We start from the raw sequence: 363 nt of genomic DNA on the forward strand, positions 1-363 counted from the left end.
CCAAAACCGGCGACGAACTCCTCCCCACCGAAATCCCCGCCAACGTCTACGAAGGCCTCAAAGCCAACAAAGCCGTCGAAGTCCACGTCTTCGGCCGCCGCGGCCCCGCACAAGCCAAATTCACCCCCCTGGAACTGCGCGAACTCGACCACTCCCCCAACATCGAAGTCATCGTCGCCCCCGAAGACATCGACTACGACGAAGGCTCCGAAGCCGCACGCCGCGGCTCCAAACAGGTCGACATGGTCGCCAACACCCTGCAGGACTGGGCCATCCGCGACGTCGGCGACCGCCCCCACAAACTGTTCCTCCACTTCTTCGAATCCCCCACCGAAATCCTCGGCGACAACGGCAAAGTCGTCG

1 pseudogene is annotated in these 363 nt (G+C 63.1%); it reads left to right on the top strand.

Annotated elements, in window-relative coordinates:
- Positions 1-363: pseudogene (locus tag RhoFasB10_RS26860) on the top strand (pyridine nucleotide-disulfide oxidoreductase); the annotation flags it as partial.

The organism is Rhodococcus sp. B10, from assembly GCF_011770055.1.
GTDB classification, from domain to species: Bacteria; Actinomycetota; Actinomycetes; order Mycobacteriales; family Mycobacteriaceae; genus Rhodococcoides; species Rhodococcoides kyotonensis_B.